16 protein-coding genes are annotated in these 18,749 nt (G+C 70.2%); 7 read left to right on the forward strand and 9 right to left on the reverse strand.

Annotated elements, in window-relative coordinates:
• The first annotated feature begins 10 nt into the window (after nucleotides 1-10).
• Nucleotides 11-655: a TetR/AcrR family transcriptional regulator gene (locus LZ199_RS41535; protein WP_253999348.1), complete on the forward strand. Its 645-nt coding sequence runs from the start codon at nucleotides 11-13 to the stop codon at nucleotides 653-655.
• A gap of 181 nt (nucleotides 656-836) precedes the next feature.
• Here LZ199_RS41535 and LZ199_RS41540 read toward each other — a convergent pair whose 3' ends face one another.
• The 5 genes from LZ199_RS41540 to mhpA all read right to left on the reverse strand — a co-directional run bounded on the left by LZ199_RS41540 (nucleotide 837) and on the right by mhpA (nucleotide 6,143).
• Complete coding sequence (locus tag LZ199_RS41540; RefSeq protein WP_253999349.1) at nucleotides 837-2,441, reverse strand: M56 and MltD domain-containing protein; 1,605 nt, start codon at nucleotides 2,439-2,441, stop codon at nucleotides 837-839.
• Nucleotides 2,438-2,836: a BlaI/MecI/CopY family transcriptional regulator gene (locus LZ199_RS41545; protein WP_253999350.1), complete on the reverse strand. Its 399-nt coding sequence runs from the start codon at nucleotides 2,834-2,836 to the stop codon at nucleotides 2,438-2,440. Before LZ199_RS41545 ends, LZ199_RS41540 begins: the two co-directional genes overlap by 4 nt.
• A gap of 64 nt (nucleotides 2,837-2,900) precedes the next feature.
• On the reverse strand, nucleotides 2,901-3,242 hold the full coding sequence (locus LZ199_RS41550; protein ID WP_253999351.1) for a protealysin inhibitor emfourin: 342 nt from the start codon (nucleotides 3,240-3,242) through the stop codon (nucleotides 2,901-2,903).
• Between the two features lie 3 nt (nucleotides 3,243-3,245).
• Complete coding sequence (locus LZ199_RS41555; RefSeq protein WP_253999352.1) at nucleotides 3,246-4,376, reverse strand: M4 family metallopeptidase; 1,131 nt, start codon at nucleotides 4,374-4,376, stop codon at nucleotides 3,246-3,248.
• Between the two features lie 180 nt (nucleotides 4,377-4,556).
• On the reverse strand, nucleotides 4,557-6,143 hold the full coding sequence (gene mhpA / locus LZ199_RS41560) for a bifunctional 3-(3-hydroxy-phenyl)propionate/3-hydroxycinnamic acid hydroxylase MhpA (RefSeq protein WP_253999353.1): 1,587 nt from the start codon (nucleotides 6,141-6,143) through the stop codon (nucleotides 4,557-4,559).
• A gap of 252 nt (nucleotides 6,144-6,395) precedes the next feature.
• Here mhpA and LZ199_RS41565 point away from each other — a divergent pair, with 252 nt between their 5' ends.
• Nucleotides 6,396-8,468, forward strand: a complete 2,073-nt coding sequence (locus LZ199_RS41565) for a BTAD domain-containing putative transcriptional regulator (protein WP_253999354.1) — start codon at nucleotides 6,396-6,398, stop codon at nucleotides 8,466-8,468.
• 12 nt (nucleotides 8,469-8,480) lie between these two features.
• On the opposite strand, the gene LZ199_RS41570 is transcribed toward LZ199_RS41565, so the two are convergent.
• Complete coding sequence (locus tag LZ199_RS41570; protein WP_253999355.1) at nucleotides 8,481-9,452, reverse strand: LysR family transcriptional regulator; 972 nt, start codon at nucleotides 9,450-9,452, stop codon at nucleotides 8,481-8,483.
• Between the two features lie 104 nt (nucleotides 9,453-9,556).
• On the opposite strand from LZ199_RS41570, the gene LZ199_RS41575 reads away from it, so the two are divergent.
• Both LZ199_RS41575 and LZ199_RS41580 read left to right on the forward strand, forming a co-directional pair.
• Nucleotides 9,557-10,603, forward strand: coding sequence for an NAD(P)-dependent alcohol dehydrogenase (locus LZ199_RS41575; protein ID WP_253999356.1), 1,047 nt, complete (start codon nucleotides 9,557-9,559; stop codon nucleotides 10,601-10,603).
• Nucleotides 10,604-10,744: 141 nt separating this feature from the next.
• Complete coding sequence (locus tag LZ199_RS41580; RefSeq protein ID WP_163865902.1) at nucleotides 10,745-11,035, forward strand: FruA-associating protein, FapA; 291 nt, start codon at nucleotides 10,745-10,747, stop codon at nucleotides 11,033-11,035.
• 56 nt (nucleotides 11,036-11,091) lie between these two features.
• Here the strand turns inward: LZ199_RS41580 and LZ199_RS41585 are convergent, their stop codons facing one another.
• Nucleotides 11,092-12,324 carry an acyltransferase family protein gene (locus LZ199_RS41585; RefSeq protein ID WP_253999357.1) on the reverse strand — a complete coding sequence of 411 codons (1,233 nt, stop codon included), beginning with the start codon at nucleotides 12,322-12,324 and terminating at the stop codon, nucleotides 11,092-11,094.
• Nucleotides 12,325-12,472: 148 nt separating this feature from the next.
• Between LZ199_RS41585 and LZ199_RS41590 the strand changes: the two genes are divergently transcribed.
• Together LZ199_RS41590 and LZ199_RS41595 are read left to right on the forward strand one after the other, a co-directional pair.
• Nucleotides 12,473-13,090, forward strand: a complete 618-nt coding sequence (locus tag LZ199_RS41590; RefSeq protein WP_163865900.1) for an RNA polymerase sigma factor — start codon at nucleotides 12,473-12,475, stop codon at nucleotides 13,088-13,090.
• The gene (locus LZ199_RS41595) at nucleotides 13,087-13,596 is read left to right on the forward strand and encodes a zf-HC2 domain-containing protein (protein WP_253999358.1); all 510 of its coding nucleotides are present in this window, start codon (nucleotides 13,087-13,089) and stop codon (nucleotides 13,594-13,596) included. The genes LZ199_RS41590 and LZ199_RS41595 overlap by 4 nt, the downstream gene beginning before the upstream one ends.
• A gap of 9 nt (nucleotides 13,597-13,605) precedes the next feature.
• Here LZ199_RS41595 and LZ199_RS41600 read toward each other — a convergent pair whose 3' ends face one another.
• Both LZ199_RS41600 and glpD read right to left on the reverse strand, forming a co-directional pair.
• Entirely contained in the window at nucleotides 13,606-15,393 is a 1,788-nt protein-coding gene (locus LZ199_RS41600) for a S8 family serine peptidase (protein WP_253999359.1), read from the reverse strand.
• Between the two features lie 227 nt (nucleotides 15,394-15,620).
• Entirely contained in the window at nucleotides 15,621-17,318 is a 1,698-nt protein-coding gene (gene glpD, locus LZ199_RS41605; protein WP_253999360.1) for a glycerol-3-phosphate dehydrogenase, read from the reverse strand.
• 802 nt (nucleotides 17,319-18,120) lie between these two features.
• Between glpD and LZ199_RS41610 the strand changes: the two genes are divergently transcribed.
• Nucleotides 18,121-18,540 (forward strand): hypothetical protein, encoded by a 420-nt coding sequence (locus LZ199_RS41610; RefSeq protein WP_253999361.1) that lies wholly within the window; start codon nucleotides 18,121-18,123, stop codon nucleotides 18,538-18,540.
• Nucleotides 18,541-18,749 lie beyond the last annotated feature (209 nt).

Genomic DNA, 18,749 nt, shown 5'->3' on the forward strand with positions numbered 1-18,749 from the left:
CAAAACCCACATGAGCACACCCCCTCTCTCCCGGCTTCGCGCCCAGCCGGCGAGCCTTCCGCCGTCAGCACCGTCGGATGGCACCCGGCGTCGCATCCTGGAGACGGCCCTCCAGCTCTTCGCGAGTCGCGGCTACCACGACACGTCGATTCGGGACCTGGCCAAGGTGTTGGAGTTGCAGCCGAGCGCGCTGTACGCGCACTTCTCCTCGAAGGAGCACGTGCTCGCGGAGCTGGTGCGCATTGGCCATGAGGCCCACCACGAGGCGCTCCAGACGGCGCTGAAGGAGTCCGCGCCCGAGCCCAGGCAGCAGGTCCAGGCGCTGGTGCGCGCGCACACGCGCACGCACGCGATGCACCCCCAGCTCGCGGTGGTGGTGAACGAGGAGTTGTACGCGCTGACGCCGGAGCTGGCCGCGCCGGCGGTGGCCCTGCGGGACAAGTCCGCCGCGCTGCTGGCGGAGGTCATCGAGCGCGGAGTGGCGCAGAAGAGCTTTTCTCCGCCCCATCCCCGCGTCACCGCCGCAGCCATCTCCGCGATGGGTGTGCGCCTGCCCTATTGGTACGACCCCCGCAGCGCGCTCGACGTGGAGACGCTCGCGGATGTCCACGCGGAGCTGGCGCTGCGCATGCTGGGAGCGACCTCGGAACGGTGAGGCTTCACCCTCGCGGAGCTGGCGCCGCGAGAGGCCATGAAGCGATGAGGTTTCACGAAGGTGCCGAGCTCGCGGCCGTCAGTCGCGCGGAAGCGCCGTGGCGTCGCGGATTCACCTGCTCCACCGACGTCGGGATCTTCATCGAACGCACCGCGCGTCAGGCGCGGTGGAGCACGTCGGCTCAGTCCAGCAGGTGCGGATTGCGGACGATGAGCAGCCCGGCCTGCACGGTGGCCACATAGTCATTGAGGTGGCCGCCCGCGATGAGCGCTGACACGTCTCGGCTGCCACCCTCGGCCAGGGCCTGGTCCACCTTCTTCTCCCCCTGGTTGTACGCCGCGAGCGCCAGTCGCCAGTCGCCGTAGCGCGTGTGCAAGTCTGACAGCAGGGCCGCGGCGGCCTGCGTCTCGCGCGCCACGTCCAGCCGCTCGTCGCGAGCCTCGCTCACTTCCAGCCCGTAGCGACGCGCCGTCTCCGGGATGAACATCCACACGCCCGCGCCCCTCATGCCCGGAGCGAGTGACGGCCGACCATCCGTCTCCGGCATGTTCGTCACCGCGGACTCCACCACCGCCACCGCGAGCAGGCCCTCGGGCAGGCCCTTCGCCTTCAGCGTCGACGCCAGCGCATCACGGTGCGTGCCCAGGTTCGTCAGCGCTCGCTTCATGAACGCGCGGCCCTTGTCGGTGCCGACGAGGCGATTGAGCTGCTCCAACACCTTCGCATCCACCACGACGGACAGGTCTCCCTTGGGCTGGCTCGTCCGGGCGAGCGCCTCCGCATCGGCTTGCGTCACCGTGCGTCCACGCGCCGCGCCTTGCGCGAGCACGGCCACGGGGAGCAGGAGCAACGACAGCGCGGCGAGCAGCGCGGGGACGGCATGGGTGCGACGGGGACGCGGCTGGAACAGCATGTGAATCCTCCTCTGCGTGGGATGAGACATGCCGGTGGCACCGGCGGGCACGGGCGGAGCGCCCGGGAGTCGAAGCGCCGCCTGGAGCAGACAGCGCGCATACGCATGGGCCTGGGCACGGCCACTCGAGACCAGCGCCTCGTCACAGGCCAGTTCCTGGAGCGACGCGAGCCACGCCGACAGGCCATGCGCCGCCGGATGCCAGAAGAAGGCCCCCGTGAGCACCAGTCGCCCCAGGGCCAGGTGCGTGTCGCGCTGCCGGTGGTGCTGAAGCTCATGCAGCACGGTGAGCCGGAACGCCTCCGAGTCCTCCAGCAGCGCGGGAGGAACCACCACCCACGCGGACGGACGCTGTCCCCAGCGAGGGAACCACGCGGAGAACGCCGGAGTCCCCTCCTCGCCCAGCGCCACCACCACGCGCCCCACCGTGCGGACCCGAGGCAGCGCCTCCAGTCGACGCAAGAGCCGCCGATGCAGCACGAGCGCCCGCCCGATGAAGAACCCTGCGCCCACAATCCAACCCAGTGACAACAGCACTCCAATGGACACAGGCACGGACACGGCCCCGGGACTCGCGGGCTTGGAGACACTCGCCCCACCCGTCCACACGGAGGAGGGGAGCCGCTCCGCCTGTCTCGCCACCGAGCGCTCGAAGGTGAACAGCGGCCCCGCCGGAGTCAGCGCCCGCGCGCCCATCGCCAGCAGCGGCAACAGGAACACCAGGGCCAGCGCCCCGCGCCCCACTCGCAAGGCCTGCCGAGAGGACAGCGCCAGGCCCAGCCGCGCCAGGAGCGCGAGCGCGCCCCACGCGAGCAGCAACGCCACGGGCAGGAGCAGCGCCACCGCGAGATAGAACGACACCAGCCCGCTCATGGCTTGCCACCCTTCGCCTTGAGCAGCTTGCGAATCTGCTCCACCTCGTCGGGCGCCAGCGGCACCGCCTCCACCAGTCGCGCCACCAGCGCGGACGGCGTGCCATCGAAGACGGTGTCCACCAGGTGGCGCAGGCTCTGGGCCTCGTACGTCTCACGCGGCAGCGTGGCCGAGTACAGGTGTCCCCTCCCCTGCTTGCGGCTCACCACCACGCTCTTCTGCTCCAGGATGCGCAGCACCGTGGAGACGGACGTGTACGCCAGCGCGCGCTCCGGCGGCAGCGCGGCCAGCACATCCGCCACGCTCACCTCGCCCTGCTTCCACACGATGTGCATCAGCTCGAGCTCCACCGGCGTCAACGGCCGGGGCGCCTCGGGCTCGGGTTGTCTGGCCATGGAGGTCCTCCGTGGCCAGCATTACTACTAAGACCTTAGTTCTTCGTCAACTAAGCCCTTAGTTCTAGTGTCCACCACCGCGCCGGCGGGTGGCGCGCTTCACCAGGGACAAGAGCTCTCGCAGGCGCGGGTCTTCCACCGGCTCCACCAGCTCCACGGAGTGTCGCCGCGTCCCCTCCTCCACGGTGAGGGTGTAGCGGCGCTGGTCGGCGCCCTTGGACGCGGAGCCACCGCCGACAACGGCCGGCAGCTCACGGAAGCGCGCGTCGCGCAGGCCGTGCTCAATCGCCTCGGCCTGCTCGGCGGGAAGCTCGCTCAGCTCCACGCTCCTCGGGCGGGCGAGCCCCGGGAAGGCTGCGAGCCCGCCCTCCTGCGAGAGCTGGATGCGGACGCTGTCTCGAGACACGGCTCAGGCCCCCGGCTGGACACTGCCCCACTGCGGCACGGACACCCTGTCTCGCGAGACGCGGATGCCCACCTCCTCCCAGGCCTCCTTCACGGCCGCCTCCTCTTCGCCAGGGCCGTACAGCCGGGTGGCGGACATGACGGTGATGCGCGCGAAGTCGGAGAAGTTGGTGTCCGGCATGATGCGCGGGTCCCTCACGGCCTCGTACCAGATGCGGCCCGCGCGCTCCCATGCGCTGCCTCCCAGTCGCGTCGCCGTCATGCAGAAGGCGCGGTTGGGGATGCCGGAGTTGATGTGCACGCCGCCGTTGTCCTCCCACGTCGTCACGTAGTCGCGCATGTGGCCGGGCTGCGGGTCCTTGCCCAGCACGTCGTCATCGAACGCCGTCCCCGGCTCCTTCATGGAGCGCAGCGCCTGGCCTTCGACTTCGTCCGCCAGCAGCCCCGCGCCGATGAGCCAGTCCGCCTGGTCCGCCGTGTGTCCGAGCAGCCGCTGCTTCACCAGTGAGCCGAAGACATCCGACATCGACTCGTTCAGCGCGCCCGCCTGCTGGAAGTACCAGAGCGGCCCCTCGTCCTCCGTCACGCCGTGGGCCAGCTCGTGCGCGATGACGTCCAGGGCGATGGTGAAGCGGTTGAACAGCTCCCCATCCCCGTCGCCGAACACCATGCGGCGCCCGTCCCAGAAGGCGTTGTCGTAATCCCGCCCGTAATGGACATACGCCTGCAAGGGCATTCCATCCCCGTCGATGGAATTGCGCCCCATGACTTCCCAGAAGAAGTCATACGTGGCGCCCAGGCCGTCGAAGGCCTCGTCGGCCGCGAGGTCTCCGCACGGCCCCTGCCCCTCCGAGCGCACCAGCGTCCCGGGGAAGGCCTCCTCGCCCTTCAAGTCGTAGATGCTTCGCTGCCGCTGGGACTCCACCATCATCGCCGGCAGCCGGCGAACGGATGAGGAAGACGCGGCCACCCGACCTCCGGCGAAGCGCAGGGCCCGGAAGGTGCTGTCCGTGGACACCGTGCGCAGGGCCTTCACGCGCTGCTGGGGCGTGCCGTTCTCCGCGATGGAGCGCAGGAGATACGGAGGCAGGATGCAATGAATGGAATGAACGTGCCGTCTTCGCCGCGTCAGCATGGGTGTCCCCCTCGAGAGCTGTCAGTCCTCGAGGTGGAGCCACTTTCACCGCGATATGACACCCGACACCGGGGCTCGCTCGCCCCGCCAACGACAGACGTCACGCCTCACCGTGTCCCCGGGGACCGAGGGGCCCGAGCGCCCCTCGGATATCCACGAGGCCCTCGGGCGAGGGGTCCGTCAGACCCCCAACGCGTCACGAAGCTCCGGCAGCCGCTCTGCCTTCACCGCGCCGAAAACGAAGCGGTCCGGCCGCAACACCACCACATCCGAGTCATGCCGCGAGAACCAGTCGCCCAGCTTCCCGGTGATATCCTCCACCGCCGGCACGTCGCCGCCGTCCGCGCCCGTCGACTGGACGGCGAGCAGCCGCCCACCCAGGGCCTCCGCCAGCCCGCGCGCCGCCGCCATCTGCGCGGCCGGAGCGTTGGCCCGGCACAGCACCGCGAAGTCATTGCCGATGGCGTCGTCCAGGAGCACCTCCTGGCCCGTCGGCAACCGCACCTTGGGCTGGATGAAGAACGTGCCCTCCGGCGACTCCGAGGTGTGTCCGCCGCCCAGGTAGTAGCCGCGCTCGTGCATCGGCGGCTGCTTGAACTCGAAGTTCTGGATGAAGCGGCGCACCCGGGGGATGCGCTGCAGCGCGCGCATCACCATGTCGCGGGCGCCGGCCACCCAGCTGTTGCGCGCGAGGAACAGGTGCCCCACTCGCACGCACAGCTTCTGCACCGCCTCCACGTGCGGACGACGCTCCTCCTCGTAGGTGTCCAGGAGCGACTCCGGCGCCAGGCCCCGGACGACGCGCTGAATCTTCCACGCCAGGTTCGACGCGTCGCGCATGCCGGACACCAGGCCCTGGCCCATGAAGGGCGGCATGGTGTGCGCCGCGTCACCCAGCAGGAACACGTTGCCGTCGCGCCAGCGCGCCGCGTTGAGGCAGTGGAACGTGTAGACCTGCGCGCGCTCCACGTGGACGCGCTCGGGGTCGATGTAGGGCGCCAGGAGCTTCTTGATGGTCTCCGGCCGCTCCATCTCCTCGCGCGTCTCGCCCGGCATCAGCATGAACTCCCACCGGAACTGGCCCACCGCGCCCGTCGCGACGAAGGCCGGACGCTTGGGGTCGCACACGAAGCGGCACAGCTCCGGCGCGTCACCCGCCACCCGTCCGGACACCGCCAGCCAGGGCTCCCCGTAGGCCTTCCCCGACATCTTGATGCCCAGCGCCTTGCGCACGCCGCTGCGCGCCCCGTCGCACGCCAGCAGATACCGCCCGCGCACCGTGCGCACCTCGCCCGTCTGCAGGAGCCGGTAGCGCACCGTCACCCCGGAGGCGTCCTGCTCCAGCGCCTCCACGCCCGCTCCCACCTGGAGCTTCACGTGGGGGAAGCGCGCCATGCCGTCGCGCAGCACGCCCTCCACCAGCGGCTGGTGGAAGAACCACAGCGGCGAGTAGCCGAAGCCGAAGTCCGCCGTGCCGGTGTGCACCTCCGCGAAGCGCTTGCCCGTCTCGCCCACGTACTCGGCGAAGCGGTTCTCCCGCATGTCCTTCTGGAGCTCCGGGCCCAGCCCCGTGGCCTGGTAGATGCGCAGCGCCTCGTCATCGCAGGAGAAGGCGCGCGGCTGTCCATGCGGCGCCAGGTCCTGCTCCAACACCAGCGTCCGCACTCCCAGGGAGCCCAGCAGATTGCATGTCAGGGCTCCCACGGGACCGCAGCCGCTGATGATGACATCAACCTCCATGTCGGCCTGCTGCTTGTCACAAACCATGAGAGCCCCCGGGTTCATTTTCAGTCTGGAGCAATCAATAACGAATGAGGTGTGACCAGGGTGTGACCGCACGAAAGGTTTCGCAACGTCGTCCGTTCGTGACGGCGAGCTGCCGTGTCCTGGAAATTCGAGAGGGAAAGCGGCCGGTACCTCGGACCCCGCCTGGGGTCATCCCTACCCGCGAGGGAGCATCGGGTGCGGCGTGTTACGTTACGCGAAACGCGCTCTCTCATTCTTGGAACCCCGGAGGCCATGGCAGGCGACGACGCGGTAGGGACGCAAGTCTTTCACCTGGAGCTGCTCGGCGAAGCGCGCCTGCGGCACGACGGCGCACACCTGCCCTTGGAGCGCCGCACCGCCGCGGTGCTGGCATGGCTGGCATTGGAAGGCCCCCATCCGAAGTACCGCCTCGCGGGCCTCTTGTGGGCCGAGTCCAGCGAGGTCACCGCCCGAAACAACATGCGACAGCTCTTGCGCCGGCTGCGCCTGTTGACGGGCGCGGAGCTGGTGCAGGGCGGGGATGTCCTGTCGCTGGCGGAGGGAATCACGGTGGACGCCTCGCAGCTCCAGGCCCACGCGCTGGCCGGGCGCCACTCGCAGGTGCTGGAGCTGGAGGGCGTGCTGCTGTCCTCGCTGGAGTTCGACGACTGCCCGGAGTTCCACGCGTGGCTGGAGAGCGCGCGGGAGCGGCTGGACAAGCTGCGTCGACGCGCCGCGTCCGCGGAGTCGGAGGCGCGCGAGCGCGCGGGGGACTTGTCCGGCGCGCTCGTGCTGGCGGAGAAGCTCCTGGGCATGGACCCGTACTCGGAGGAGGCGTGGCGCCGGCTGATGCGGCTGCACTACGTGTCCGGAGACCGGGGGTCCGCGCTCAACGCCTTCGAGCGCTGCCGCCGCCTCTTGCGCGAGGAATTGGACACCCAGCCCCTGCCGCAGACAGTGGCGCTGGCGCGGGAAATCGAGCGGGGCACCACGTCGTCGCACGCCCCGCGCGTACAGCCGGCGAAGCTGCCCCTGTCCGTGCTGCGTCCCCCGGTGCTGGTGGGGCGCGAGCGGGAGTGGGCGCGGATGGAGGAGGCCTGGGAGGCGGGGCTGACCATCTTCCTCAGCGGCGAGCCCGGGGTGGGCAAGACGCGGCTGGCGCATGACTTCGCCGCCTCGCGCGGCAGCCACCTCACCCTGGAGTCGCGCCCCGGGGAGATGCACGTGGCCTATTCCTCTCATGTGCGGCTCTTGCGACAGCTCCTGGCCCAGCGTCCGGACTGCAAGCTGGAGCCGTGGGTGCGCCGGGAGCTGGCGCGGCTGATGCCGGACATGGCCGGCCCGGAGGGCCTCCCCCCGCCCATGGTGGACGAGGCGGACCGCAGCCGCTTCCTGGAGGCCAACTGTCTGGCTGTCTACCAATTGTGCGCGGGGCTGGATGCCATCGTCGCGGATGACTTGCATTACATGGACGCGGCCACCGCGGAGTTCGCGCTGCTCATGCTGTCGCGTCGCCACGACACGCAGCCGGGCGGTGCCTTCCCCCACTTCGTGGACACCTTTCGCAAGGGCGAGCTGACTCCGGTGGCCATCGGCTGCATCCAGCAGCTCGTGGAGGCGGGGCTCGCCGTCGTCATCGAGCTGGAGCCGCTCCAGACGGACTCGGTGGGCGCGCTGCTGGGGAGCCTGGAGCTGGCGGGCGCGGAGCAGCTGACGGACAACGTGATGCGCTACACGGGGGGCAATCCCCTGTTCATCATGGAGGCGCTGCGTCACCTGCTGGAGTCGGGCGGGCTGGAGCGGGGCTGGCCCGAGCATGTCCACCCCTCTGGCCGGGGCCGGGACTTGATTCAGCAGCGGCTGGAGCGGCTGTCGCCCCAGGCGCTCCAGGTCGCCCGGCTGGCGGCGCTCGCGAAGACGTCCTTCCAGTTGGAGCTGGCCGTCGAGGTGCTGGAGATGACGCCGCTGACGCTCGCCCAGCACGTCTCTGAACTGGAGGCCGCGCACGTGCTGCGCGGAGAGCGTTTCACGCATGACCTGCTCTTCGAGGTGGTGCGGGAGACGATTCCCCCCTCCCTGATTCCCCTGCTCCATCGCAGGCTGGCCAGCGCGCTGGAGCAGCGCAAGGCCGCTCCTGTCGTCGTCGCGCAGCACTGGCTGGAGGGCAAGGAGCCGGAGCGCGCCGCGCCGCACCTCGTCGCCGCCGCCAACGCGGAGGCCTCCGCCTTCCGGCACATGGAGGCCGCGCTGCTCTACTTCCGCGCCGCCACCGCGCTGGAGGAGGCCGGCGCCTTCGAGGAGGCCGCCCGCGTCAGGGCCCGCGCCCGAGGCATCCCCAGCGCCTGACCTCCCGCCGTCCTAACGGGCGCGCGGAGTCCGCGAGGTGGAGCCCGCCCCCGGCCGCGTCTCCGTGCGGGCCTCCGGCGCCCGCAGCTCCGCCGTGACTTCGCGCGCCACGTCCACGAAGGCGCGGAACGCGGGGGACACGCGGGAGCGGCTGGGAAAGTAGAGGAAGAAGCCGTCCACGTGGGCCGCGTAGGGCTCCAGGACGATGCGCAGCGCGCCCCGCTTCACCCGGTCCGCGATTTCCGGCTCGAAGGCATACATCAAGCCCACGCCCGACTCGGCCAGCTCCATCATCGCGTGGTGGCTGGAGGTGACCAGCGGCCCTCGCACCGGGACGCGCCAGCTCCGCGCGCCGCGCTCCAGCTCCCACTGGTAGAGCGCCCCGGTGGTGCCGGAGCGGATGCAAAGACAGTCATGCGCCAGCAAGTCCCGCGGCTTCTCCGGAGCCCCTCGGCGCTTGAGGTAGGCGGGCGAGCCCACCACCACGAAGCGGAAGCCCTCCGACAGGCGCACCTGCACCATGTCGCGCTCCAGCGACTCCGAGAAGCGGATGCCCCCGTCCAGCTCCTCGGAGACGATATCCACCATGGAGTCCTCCACCCGCAGCTCCACCTCCACGCGGGGGTGGAGGGCCAGAAAGCGCGTCAACACGGGCGCGACGACGGAGGACACGGACACCGTGGGCACGGTGAGCCTCACCAGACCCGTCACCTCGCCCGGCTGGGCCGCCGCCACCTTCAGCGCCGCCAGCGCCTGGTCCACCGACGGGCCCGCGCCTTCGAGCAGCCGACGGCCCGGCTCCGTGAGCGCCACGCTTCGGGTGGTGCGCGTCAGCAGCGGCACGCCCAGCCGCGCCTCGAGCTGGCGGACGGACTGGCTCAACGAGGACGCGGAGACGCCCAGGTCCTCCGCCGCCGAGGCGAAGCTGCGCCGGCGCGCCACGGCGAGGAACGCGTTCAGCGCATTGAGCGGAGTGAAGGCCATTGCGAAGTTTTTCTACATGCCGCGTTCGGATTCCATCTGTTTCGCGCACGAGGGCGCCTGCGCATATTCCACGCGTTCACCCACCCCCCATCAAGGACCTGCCCATGATTTCCGCACGTGGCTACGCCGCCCAGGACGCCAAGTCCCCGCTGGCCCCCTTCAACTTCGAGCGCCGCGAGCCCGGCCCCGACGACGTCCAGTTCGACGTCCAGTACTGCGGCATCTGCCACTCCGACCTCCACCAGGCCCGCGACGAGTGGGGCGGCTCCATCTTCCCCATGGTCCCCGGCCACGAAATCATCGGCCGCGTCACCCGCGTCGGCGCCAACGTGACGAAGTTCAAGGTCGGCGACTCCGTCGGCGTCGGCTGCATGGTCGACACCTGCCGCACCTGCCAGCCCTGCAAGCAGGGCCTGGAGCAGTACTGCGAGCGAGGGCCGACCTACACGTACAACTCGCGGGAGCGCGAGAGCCAGCAGCCGACCCAGGGCGGCTACTCCAGCGTGCTCGTCGTCGACCAGGCCTACGTCCTGCGCGTCCCGGCGAACCTGGACCCGGCCGCCGCCGCGCCGCTCCTGTGCGCGGGCATCACCACGTACTCACCGCTGAAGCACTGGAACGTGAAGGCCGGCCAGCGCGTGGGCGTCGTCGGCCTGGGCGGCCTGGGCCACATGGGCGTGAAGTTCGCGCGGGCCTTCGGCGCGCACGTCATCGTCTTCAGCCACACGGACAAGAAGAAGCAGGACGCGCTGCGCCTGGGCGCCCATGAAGTCGTCGTCTCCTCCAACGAGGCGGAGATGAAGGCCCACGAGGGCAAGCTCGACTTCGTGCTCGACACCGTCTCCGCGCCCCACGACATCAACGCGTACCTGCGCCTCTTGCGCATCGACGGCAGCCTCGTCCTCGTCGGCGTCCCGGAGAAGCCGCTGCCCGTCCAGCCCTTCGCCCTCATCGGCCAGCGCCGGAACTTCTCGGGCTCCAGCATCGGCGGCATCCAGGAAACCCAGGACATGCTCGATTTCTGCGGCCAGCACGGCGTCGTCTCCGACGTGGAGGTGATTCCCATCCAGCAGGTGAATGACGCCTACACCCGGCTTCTCAAGGGTGACGTGAAATACCGGTTTGTCATCGACATGAAGAGCCTGAAGTAAAGCCTGACGCGGCGCACAGAAATCGCATCGTCCGGAAGTTTCCGCTCTGGGCGGCTCCTGGGCGCCGCGTGCTCGCTACAAGACAGACACCTGCCCGAGTGGACAGGTGCCTGCTCGGCGCTCGGTTCACATTCTCAATGCATGACTACGACACTTGAGCATGCCGGTTACAACAAGATGACGGTGCTGTATCCCGAAGAGCACGAGCTGCTGACGCCCGGGCAGTCGCTGAAGGACCCTCACGCGGCGGCCAAGCTGCGCCTCCAGGCGAGCCTCTGGCTCAGCCGTGCGCAGCGCGAGCTGCATGACGCCATCTTCCTGCGAGACGGCTCCGACGAGAGCATGGACCGCTACTGCAGCGCCCGCGCGGAGCTGGACTCCGCCGAGGCGTGGGCCCTGATGGTGGCCAAGGCGCTCATCCAGCCGGACTGACGGCGCGCACGACGGCGCGCGGGACGCATCAAGCCTCCCGCGCGCGTGTCGACGCTTCAGCTCGCGGCGCCCGGAGAGCCGCTCGGGGCAGGCGCGGGAGCCGGAGTCGGAGCCGGGCGCTCGCTGTACGGGAAGTAGTCCTTGAGCTTGAGGAAGTGCTTCTCGAAGAGGTTCCAGCTCACCAGGGCGATGCCCAGCGAGAGCGACGCGGCCACGACGTAGAAGAGCAGCTGCACGGGGAAGTCGGAGCCTCCCACCTGCATCAGCGGCGTCTTCAGCACGGTGCGCCGGAGGATGGCGTCCAGCGGCGAGTGCACCAGATAGATGGCATAGCTGTACTTGCCGTACATCAGGAGCACGCGGTTGGAGAAGAAGCGGTGCAGGAGCGTGCCCGGCTTCGCGGCCACCACGCGGTACACCAGCACCGTGTAGAGGATGCCCACCGCCGTGTAGCCGCCGGTGCGCAGCACCGTCTTGAACGCGGGGCCCATCGGCAGCGCAATCAAAGCCACGACCACGGGCAATGCCAGCCACGGCGCCCAGCGCATCCACGGGAAGGCGGATATCCCCTTGCCCTCCGGATGCCGCAGCGCCAGGGACAACAGCGCCCCCAGCGCGAGCGAGTCCACGCGGCACAACGTCACCACGTAGGTGCTCTCCTCGCTGGCGCCGTACAGCGTGAGGCCCACCCGCACCGCCACCGCCAGGGCGATGGTGCCCAGGCACAGGCGGATGGCGCCCTTGTACGAGACGGCGGCGATGAGGAAGGGCCAGACGATGTAGAACTGCTCTTCAATCGCCAGCGACCACACCACGCCCAGGATGGGGTGCGTGGTGTCTGTCCACAGCTGGTAGAAGTTGGAGAGGTAGAGCAGATACCAGACGGCGCCCTCCGTGGTGATGCGCTCGTCCAGGTTCAGCCGCCCCACCAGCGACGGCAGCACGAGGAACGAGACGGCCAGCGCCGCGTAGTACAGCGGGAAGATGCGCAGCACGCGGCGCGCGTAGAAGTTGCGGAAGTAGTACGTCTGCCCCTTCGCCTCCCACAGGATGCCGGTGATGAGGAAGCCGGAGAGGACGAAGAACAGGTCCACGCCCGACCAGCCCGCACCGGCCAGCCACCAGGTGGCACGCCCCGCGGCGCTCTGGTCGCTCAGGTGCGTGGTGTGGAAGAAGACGACCAGCAGGACCGCGAGGCCCCGCACACCGTCGAGCACGGGGAGGTGGCCGTGCAGACGCGGAGCGTGCGCCACCGGAGCCGCGTCCGGGCGCGCGTAATCGGAAGACATGGGATTCTCATACCAACAACGCCAACTTCCCAACAAGGTTGGCTCCCGGCCCTTGGGAGAAGACCAGGCGGGCATCCCCTGACACCCCTCCGCCAGGGATTCGACAGGGCCGCTGAAACTCCCGGGCCTCTCGTGACACGGTAGGGCCGTGGCTCTTCTCTCCGCCGTGAAGATGGTCCTGGTGGGTACGCCTCCATCCGACACGGATGGGGAGCGCGGCCTGCTGCGCCGGGCGCGCACGGGGGACCCCGCCGCGTTCCGCGTGATTTTCGAGCGGCACTCCCCCGCCGTCTGGCGTTTCTTGAGAGACCTCTTGCGCGACGAGGCCGCCGCGGACGAGGCCACGCAGGAGACCTTCGTGCGGGCCCATTCGCGACTGGGCGCGCTGCGCGACGAGGACCGGGTGGGCTCGTGGCTGCTGGGCATTGCCCGGCATGTCTATCTGGAGTCCCGCCGCACCCGGGGGGTCCACGTGGATGTGGCGGACGAGGAGCACGCGCACCAGGTGGAGGCGGTGTTGCCCACGCCGTCGCCGGAGGACCTGTTGTTGGACCAGGAGCTGGCGGGGCTTTTGACGGAGGCCTTGGGGATGTTGCACGCGGAGCGCCGGGCGGCGCTGCTGCTGCGCATCGACCATGGGCTCGCCTATGAGGAGATTGCCTCGGTGATGGGCTGGTCGCTGCCGAAGGTGAAGAACGAAATCCACCGCGCGCGCCTGCGCCTGCGCGAGCAACTGGCCGCCCACGTCGGAGGAGGACGCCCATGAGCACCTGCCGCGAGAGCGAGCTGGACGCGCTGCTGGCCGGAGAGCTGGCACCCGAGGACGCCTCGAGGGTGCGCGCGCACGCGGAAGGCTGCGCCGCCTGCAAGCATGCGCTGGCGTGGCAGCGGCTGGAGCGCGGGTGGATGACCCAGCGCGCGCGCCGTGAGCTGGTCCGCCCCGCGCTGAGCTTCTCCGCGCTGGAGGCCCGGCTCGCCGTCGCCCAGAAGGCCCCGGCGCCCGTGCGTCACGCGCGGCGCGAGGGACAGTGGCGGCACTGGGGGAAGATGGCGATGGCCGCCGCGGCGGCCGTGGCCTTCGTGGGCCTCAGCCTTCCTCGGGGCGGCGCCGGTGTCGGCGTGGGCGTGGGCGTCGGGACGGAGGAGCCGTGGAGCCGCGAGCTCATCGTCGCCACCGGCGTGGAGGCGTGCGAGGACGCCGCCGCCGCGCTGGAGGCCCGGGTGGGCGCGTGCCTCATCGCCTCACCCGTGCTGGCCCTGCGCGCGGATTGATTCGCGCGGTTACGGCGCGGGCGTCGGGCAGCGCTGCTTCGCCAGGTCCACGGCGGCCTTGGCCTGCACCACGCCGTAGCCGAACTTCTGGTCCTTGGGGGAGCCGGGGCCATTCGGGTGCTTCGCGCTCTCCTGGAGCACCGCGCGCACCTGGTCGTTGGTGAGCGCGGGGCACGCGCTCCACACCACCGCGGCCACTCCGGCCACGTGAGGCGTGGCCATGGACGTGCCCGACTGGCGCAGGTAGTCCAGGCCGGTGACGTCCACCGTCGCGTCCTGTCCCGCCAGGCCCTTGAGGGTGTTGGTGGAGGCGAGCGTCACGGACGTCGTCGGCACCCAGCGGTCGGAGGGCGTGGTGAGCGTGAAGTTGCCCGCGCCGTCCTCGGTGGTGTTGTTGCCGACGATGATGGCCCTGGCGCCCGCGCGGATGGCGTTGCGCGCCTTCTCCTCGAACAGGATGCCGCCACCCCGGTCCACCAGCGCCACGAAGCCCTCACAGGTGGCGCCCACGCCACAGGAGGCCACGCGCTCGCCCAGGCCGCAGTACACCATCTTCCCCGTGTAGACGCCGACGCCGGTGTACTCCAGCGGCTCTGAGGCGTAGCGCGTACCGGAGACCTGGACGTCGCCATACGGCGCGCCACCGACGATGGTCGCGCTCAGCACGCCCACGCCCGGCGCCACCAGCGACACGAAGTCGCCGTACTGCGAGAAGGGCGCCCACGCGCTGTTGTTGTCCACCGCGCCCACGGCAATCACCGTGTCGTAGCCGGCGGGAAAGGACGTCTCGTTCGTGCCGCGGTTGCCCGTGGCCGCGATGGCCACCATGCCCTCGTCGTGCGCCTTCTTGAACGCGAGCTCCTCCGCATCCGATTTGACCGTCGAGCCCAGCGACAGGGAGGCGATGTTCGCGCCCTGCTCCATGCACCACTCCATGGCGGCGATGACGTTGCCGGTGTTGCCGTCACCGTTGACGTTCAGCACGCGGGCCACGAGCAGCGACACGGTGGGCGCCACGCCCGCCACGCCATTGGGCTCCTCACCGGGGCGCACGCGCGCGCCCGCGCCGAGCTGCGCGGCGATGGTGGCCGCCGTGTGCGTGCCATGGCCGCCGCCCCACTGCAGCACGCCGTCCACCGTGCCCCGGTCCAGCGGCTCCCCATCGTCGTCGAGGAAGTCCTTGCCGCCGATGTACGCCGCCGCCAGCTCCGGGTGCCGGTTGTCCCAGCCGCTGTCGATGATGCAGACCTTGATGTTCGTGCCCGACGGAGCGCCGACGTCCAGTTCGCCATCGTTGTTCGCGTCCCAGACCAGGGGCGCCTGCACGGCCTTCAGGCCGTCGGTGTATTCACCGGTGGAGCCGCGGGTGTTGGGCAGCGCGGCCTGCCAGAGCGAGGGAGACAGGCTCGGCATGGAGAACGCGTGCACGGGGCGGTCGGGCTCCACGCGCAGGACGTCCGGGTTGCTCGCGAGCGCCGCGCGCGCCTCGGGCGTCACCTTCGCGACCACGGTGTTCAGCCGGGGGAAGCGCCGGGTGACCTGGGCGCCTACGCGTCGCGCGTCCTCGGCGAAGGCGTCGGTGCTCGCCATGGCACTGGCGGACACGCGGGGGCGGAAGGTGATGAGCACCGACTCCGAGCCATCCGCCTCCGCGACGAGAGACGACTGCGCGCGCGAGGGCAGCGACATCTCCTCCGTGCCGGGACAGACGTCCTCGGTCTCCACGGGGGGACGGTCTGGCACCTTGGTGCACGCCACGGCCCCACCGAGCAACCCGAGCCAGACCCAACGCTTCATCGTCATTCTCCTTGAGCATCCCGGCCAGCGGATAGGTACGTCACCTGCGCCGGCGTGGATCCACGGCCGGGGCGAACGAGAGCACATCGCTTCCCGTCCCCCACGTGCAAGTTAAGCACGCTGGCCGTCCGTCTGCTCGCGGGCCTGTCAGGCGGAGGACGACTCTCTCAGGAGGTGAGACATGCGGGCGTAAGCAGGCGAACGCTGGGCGCGGGCTTTCGACCGGCTCAGGACTCCGCGCTGTCGATGCCGAAGATACGCAGCGCGTCGGAGGCATAGGTGTCGAGTTGTCGCTGTGTCTCGGCGGCATCCCACCCCACGCGGGGTGCGATGACCTCGGCGGCCACCTGGGCGGCACTTCGGCCCAGGTCGCGTGTCTCGAAGGCGACCTTGAGCCGGCGGATGAGCAGGTCGGAGAGCGAGTGGACGAACTCGTGGGTGACGCCCCACACGGCCTCGGCGGCGCGGTACGGCAGGCCCTCGGCGAGCGGACGGGCCAGCGAGGCGTCCTCGCGCGTGAGGGCCCAGACCTGGCGCCAGCGGCTGCCGTAGGCGCGCACCAGGTGAGCGGCGGTGGCCGCGTCGCCCACCGTCTCGCGGGCGGCGGCCAGCTCCGCGTCCATGCTGGGAATGTCTCCGCCAGGCAGCGGCAGCGTCTCGGTGGGCGACTTGCGACGAGGCTGCCCGAGCTGACGCTCCACGGCGTCCACGACATCGCGGGCCATGACGCGGTAGGTGGTGAGCTTTCCGCCGCTGATGGCGAGCACGCCGGTGGGGCTCACGTCGATGTGGTGCTCGCGGCTGGCGCTGCCCGGGTCGGCCTGGGTGCCATGGTAGCCGGTGGCGGAGAGCGGGCGGATGCCGGCCCAGGCGCTGACGACATCGGCGCGGGTGAGGTGGGCCTCGGGGAAGAAGGCGTTCGCGGACTCGAGGAGGTACGCGACGTCGGTCTCACTGGCGCGCACCTCGGCCGGGTGGGCGCGCGTGTTGGTCTCCGTGGTGCCGATGATGGTGAAGCCGTCGGCGGGGAGCACGAACATGACGCGGCCGTCCTTGGGGGACAGGAGGGTGAGGGCATCGCGGTTGCCCAGCCGCTCGCGAGGGACGGCGATGTGGACGCCCTTGCTGCCGCGCACCGCGTGCACGTTGCCGCCGGAGGCATCGAGCTTGCGAATCTCATCGCTCCACGGGCCGGTGGCGTTGACGATGGCGCGAGCGCGCACCGTGATTTCCTGGCCGGTGAGGTGGTCGACGACGACGGCGGCGCGAGCGTGTCCGTCCTCGACGATGAGGCGCTGCACGGAGGCGTGGTTGAGGACGACGGCGCCTGCTTCGGCGGCGCCCAGGGCGTTGGCCAGGGTGAGGCGGGCGTCGTCGGTGGCGGCGTCGTAGTAGCGGGCGCCGCCCTTGAGGGCGTCGGTGCGCAGGGCGGGCTCGGCCGCGTGGAGCTGCTCGCGGTTGAGGCGCTTGTAGCCCTTCACGTTCCGGAAGAGGGAGAGGGCGTCGTAGAGCATGAGGCCCGCGTTGAGCTTCCAGCGAGGCACACGAGCGCCGGCATAGACGGGCCACACGAAGGCGAGCGGGCGGACCAGGTGAGGCGCGAGTCGGAGCAGGCGCTGGCGCTCGATGCTGGACTCGAAGACGAGGCCCAGGTGGCCGTGCTCCAGGTAGCGCAGGCCGCCGTGGATGAGGCGGGACGAGCGGCTGGACGTACCGCTGGCGAAGTCCTCGCGCTCGACGAGCGCCACCTTGAGTCCTCGCAGGACGGCGTCGCGCGCGGAGCCTGCGCCGGTGACTCCGCCGCCGATGATGAGGACATCGAACTCCTCGGTGGCCAGGGACTTCAGCCGCTCGGAGCGAGGCTTCGTCGGTGGGATTTCCCCTTCGGAGGACGACTGGCGGAGCGCTGCGGATTCAGAACGCACACGCTGATTGTAATGACGGACCGCCCTGGGTGACACGGGAATCAATGCGCCGCGTCAAGCGGGCTACAGCACCCACATCCCCGAGGGGGGACTGGTGGGCAACCTCCTGGGTGGAGTGACGAGGCGAAGGCGGGACGCTCGTCCCCCAGGGAGGTCGGGCAGCGGGGCCAAAGGAGCCCAGGGACCGTGGAGTCGACCTCAGGCGGGCACACCGGGGCACAGTGGGCAAGACGAGCCCCATGGGCGAGGTGAGCGCACGACACGCGAGCAACACGGCTCCACGCTGAGGTGAGCGCGTACGCGGGCCATGGACCTTCCAGACAGTGAATTCACGCGTGGGCCAACGCGGGCCACACATCCGGACAGCGGGCCCTGTCCGTATAGAACGCCGACATGGGTCCATCAGCACGGGCAGAGCACCGGGACGACCACTCCCGGGCAGCGACATCAAGACGTCATCGTCGCGAGCGGCCCATCGACGTCTGCGCCGCATCACGAGCGACCCGCGCCGGCGGCTCTCCGACTCCAGTGGCCTGGCGAATCACGCCAGCGCCGTCATCCGAACTCCCTGGTCCGGAGAAACGGTGCGAGGAAGCCGCGCGGTCCGAGCACGAGACTCGACTGCTGAGTCCTCGAGTGAATCGGCTTCCACGCCACGAAGCCACCCGGGTGCACCTGAGCGAACGTGCCTGCATGTCATTGATTGCAGTGACTCGTGGACACCTGGACCGGGGTTGTCTTGCGTGCACGGAGGAAGCCGGGTAGGAGGCGGCCACCGTCCCCTGCTCCCGCTGACCGCGCCTTGCTGAATCCCCACGACCGACGAGACCTCGCGAGCCTGGGCCTGATGGTCCTGGTGTACGGGCTTGCCGTCGCGCCGGTGTTGCACGCGGTGGTGGGCCATGCGGGTGGGCTGGGTGGCTCGGCGCATGTCCACCGTCATGGCGGAAAGGCCCACTCGCACGAGGCCCGAGCCGAGACGTCTTCCCTGTCGCCAGAGCAGCCTCGGAAGACCGACGGTCAGCAGAACGAGCGACACGGTCAGGAGGGGCACAAGCACCTGACAGGCTCGGTGGAGCACCTGAGCGCGGTCGCGACGACGTGGGCCGTAGTCCATGTGCCCGCGGTGCGCTGGGTCTCCTGGACGACCGAAGTCGCACGCGGGCCCGCTGTCGCGCCCGGAGCGTCGCCAAGACCAACGGCGATGCCACAGGGCCCTTAGTCCAGGGCCCGCCACCACCCGAATCCATCGAGCGTGAGCCGAGTGCTCTCCCGCACGTGTGCGCGGAGTGAGCACGAGGTTGTTCACGCGTCATCGCACATCGCTTCCCGTCTCCACGACGGTGGGCTGTCACGGCGATGCGCCAGCGGTGTCACGCGAGCAGTCCGCGTGAACGAGGGCGCAAGAGCGTGAGCAGACCCTCCGTGGGT

The organism is Myxococcus qinghaiensis (assembly GCF_024198215.1).
Classification (GTDB): domain Bacteria; phylum Myxococcota; class Myxococcia; order Myxococcales; family Myxococcaceae; genus Myxococcus; species Myxococcus qinghaiensis.

Coding starts and splice junctions, on each gene's coding strand:
- LZ199_RS41535 (WP_253999348.1), top strand. CDS start 11: ATGAGCACACCCCCTCTCTCCCGGCTTCGCGCCCAGCCGGCGAGCCTT.
- LZ199_RS41540 (WP_253999349.1), bottom strand. CDS start 2,441: ATGAGCGGGCTGGTGTCGTTCTATCTCGCGGTGGCGCTGCTCCTGCCC.
- LZ199_RS41545 (WP_253999350.1), bottom strand. CDS start 2,836: ATGGCCAGACAACCCGAGCCCGAGGCGCCCCGGCCGTTGACGCCGGTG.
- LZ199_RS41555 (WP_253999352.1), bottom strand. CDS start 4,376: ATGCTGACGCGGCGAAGACGGCACGTTCATTCCATTCATTGCATCCTG.
- mhpA (WP_253999353.1), bottom strand. CDS start 6,143: ATGGTTTGTGACAAGCAGCAGGCCGACATGGAGGTTGATGTCATCATC.
- LZ199_RS41565 (WP_253999354.1), top strand. CDS start 6,396: ATGGCAGGCGACGACGCGGTAGGGACGCAAGTCTTTCACCTGGAGCTG.
- LZ199_RS41570 (WP_253999355.1), bottom strand. CDS start 9,452: ATGGCCTTCACTCCGCTCAATGCGCTGAACGCGTTCCTCGCCGTGGCG.
- LZ199_RS41575 (WP_253999356.1), top strand. CDS start 9,557: ATGATTTCCGCACGTGGCTACGCCGCCCAGGACGCCAAGTCCCCGCTG.
- LZ199_RS41580 (WP_163865902.1), top strand. CDS start 10,745: ATGACTACGACACTTGAGCATGCCGGTTACAACAAGATGACGGTGCTG.
- LZ199_RS41585 (WP_253999357.1), bottom strand. CDS start 12,324: ATGTCTTCCGATTACGCGCGCCCGGACGCGGCTCCGGTGGCGCACGCT.
- LZ199_RS41595 (WP_253999358.1), top strand. CDS start 13,087: ATGAGCACCTGCCGCGAGAGCGAGCTGGACGCGCTGCTGGCCGGAGAG.
- LZ199_RS41600 (WP_253999359.1), bottom strand. CDS start 15,393: ATGAAGCGTTGGGTCTGGCTCGGGTTGCTCGGTGGGGCCGTGGCGTGC.